Origin of the sequence: Streptomyces aureocirculatus (assembly GCF_000720475.1) — a bacterium.
Lineage (GTDB): Bacteria > Actinomycetota > Actinomycetes > Streptomycetales > Streptomycetaceae > Streptomyces > Streptomyces aureocirculatus.
The window spans coordinates 1-2,594 of record NZ_JOAP01000130.1 but is presented as its reverse complement, the minus strand read 5'-3'; the positions used below and the strand labels follow the sequence as shown (position 1 = coordinate 2,594).

The 2,594-nt window shown below is 69.2% G+C and carries 3 protein-coding genes; all 3 read right to left on the bottom strand.

Annotation, left to right across the window (positions count from 1 at the left end; translation table 11 throughout):
• Positions 1 to 1,524 (bottom strand): non-ribosomal peptide synthetase (locus IG78_RS44720; protein ID WP_030574870.1); only part of this gene is annotated, 1,524 nt, incomplete at its 3' end.
• Entirely contained in the window at positions 1,515 to 2,300 is a 786-nt protein-coding gene (locus IG78_RS44715; protein ID WP_157856076.1) for a condensation domain-containing protein, read from the bottom strand. The genes IG78_RS44715 and IG78_RS44720, both read right to left, overlap by 10 nt.
• On the bottom strand, positions 2,276 to 2,594 hold a 319-nt coding region (locus IG78_RS44710; protein WP_211267722.1), incomplete at its 5' end, for a phosphopantetheine-binding protein. The genes IG78_RS44715 and IG78_RS44710, both read right to left, overlap by 25 nt.

Sequence of the window (2,594 nt, the reverse complement as noted above, 5' to 3'; positions counted from 1 at the left end):
AGAACGCACCACCACCGCAGCACGCTCCACCCCAGCCACACCCGCCAGAGCAGCCTCGACCTCACCCAACTCCACCCGGAACCCACGAATCTTCACCTGGTCGTCGGCACGGCCCACGTACTCAAGCTCGCCGTCGCGGTTCCATCGCACGAGGTCACCGGTGCGGTACATCCGCGCTCCTTCGGTGCCGTACGGGCACGCCACGAACCGTGACGCGGTGAGGCCGGGGCGGTTCACGTATCCCAGGCCGACGCTGCGGCCCGCGACATACAGTTCGCCGACCACACCGATGGGCACCCGCCGCAGCCCTGAGTCCAGGACGAACAGCGCGTCGCCGGGGACCGGGGAACCGATGGGGGCGCCCTCGCCGGGCCGCATGGGGCCGCTCATGGACGCGTAGAAGGTCTCGGTCTCCCCATAGCCGTTGATCATGTTCCGGCCCGGGGCCCAGCGTTCGACGAGTTCGGCGGAGCACGCCTCGCCACCCACGAAGACGGTGTGTACGCCTTCGAGGCCTTCGGGCGACAGCATGTCGAGTGCCGAGGGGGTCTGGTTGACCGTGGTGACGTGTTCGTCGACGAGCAGTCGGTGGAAGTCGGTGGCGGAGTGGACGGCGTCCTCGGGGACGACGACCAGGCGCCCGCCGTGCAGCAGCGCACCCCACATCTCCCACACCGACACGTCGAACGCGTACGAGTGGAACAGGGTCCACACCTGGTCGGGGGTGGGGCGGAACGCCCGGTCGGACGGGGCGTACATCTGCGTCACGTTCGCCTGGGTGATGCCGACGCCCTTGGGGACGCCCGTCGTTCCGGAGGTGTACGTGATGTAGGCGAGGCAGTTGGCGTCCGGCAGCGGCAGTGCCTCAGCCGTCTGCGCGGCGAGGTCGGGATGGTCGACGTCCAGTACGGCGACGCCGGAGCCGTCGACGCGCGCGGCCGACTGGGCGGTGGTCACGACCGCGACCGGTGCGGCGTCGCCGAGAACGAATTTGACGCGTTCGTCCGGGTGGTTCACGTCGAGGGGCAGATATGTGGCACCGAGCTTCAGGGTCGCCAGGATCGCGATGACGGTGTGTTCCGAGCGTGGCAGCAGCAGCGCGACCACATCGCCGGTGACCACTCCGCGATCGGCCAGCAGATGGGCGAGCCTGGTCGACGTCTCATCCAGCTCCCGGTACGTCCACGACCGTCCCTCGAAGACCATCGCCACCGCGTCCGGGCGCCGGCGTACCTGTGCGGAGAACAGTTCAGGTATCGACGGGTCGGCGGCCGGTTCGAGCAGCACCGACCGCTGGCCGAGTGTGTCGAGGCGGTCGCGCTCCTCCTCGTCCAGGAGGTCGAGCGAGAGGACGGGGCGGTCCGCGTCGGCGGCCACCACGCCGAGCAGCCGCTGCCAGCGTTCCACGACGCGTGCCACGGTCCCGGCGTCGAAGACGTCCGTGCGGTACTCGACGACCCCGGCGATGCCCGCGGATTCACCGGATTCGGTGAAACGCTCGTGGAGGCTGAACGTCAGGTCCATGCGGGCGGTGAGGGTGTCCGCGCGGAGCGGTGTGATGTCGAGACCAGGCCCGCCGTCGGCACACCGAACGCCACATCCTCGGTACCGCTCAACCGCGACAACAACACCGACAACGCCGCCGACATCACCATGAACGTCGTCGCGTCATGCTCCCGCGCGACCCGCCGCACCAACTCCTGCAACTCCGCCGGCCACTCGACCACGACCTGCCCGCCCTGGTGGTCGGCGACCGCCGGGTAGGGCCGGTCCGTCGGGAGTTCAAGCAGCCCCTCGTAGTCGGCGAGTTCGTGTTCCCAGTACTGGATCTGTCGGCCAAGCACGCTGTAGGTGTCGGCTTCGTCGCCGAGGAGTTCGTTCTGCCAGAGCGTGTAGTCGGCGTACTGGACGGGCAACGGCTGCCAGCCGGGGGCGTCACCCGCGCTGCGCGCCCGGTACGCGGTGAGGAGGTCGCCCACCAGTGGTGCCAGCGAGGATCCGTCGCCCGCGATGTGGTGCATGACGAGTACGAGCCGGTGGTCGGTGGGGGTGACTGTGAAGAGCCGCGCCCTGAAGGGGGTTTCAGCGGCCAGGTCGAAGGCGTGGCGTACCACCTTTCCAATGGCGTCGTCGAGCTGTTGTTCCGTCCACCGGGTGGGGTCGGTGGCGTCGACGACCTCCCAGCCCAAGTTCGCTTCGGTGAGATCCAGGACGCGCTGTTCCGGCACACCGTCGACGGCCGGGAACACCGTCCGCAAGCTCTCGTGCCGTTCCACTACGTCCGCGACGGCCGCACCCAACGCCGCTGAGCGAACGACAACGGCAACCGTTCGGGACGCACCACCGGCACCCACCCGGCACCCTCGCCCGGACTGGCCGTGCCGCTCACGACGCGGGCAAGGCCCGCCACCGACGACGCCTCCCACAGTGTGCGTACACCGATCTCGGAGCCGAGGGACTCGCGGATCGCGGCGACCACGCGCATCGCCGACAGTGAGTTACCGCCCAGATCGAAGAAGGAGTCGTCCACCCCCACCCGCGGCACATCAAGCACCCTCGCGAAGATCCCCGCAAGGACCTCCTCCACCGGCGAC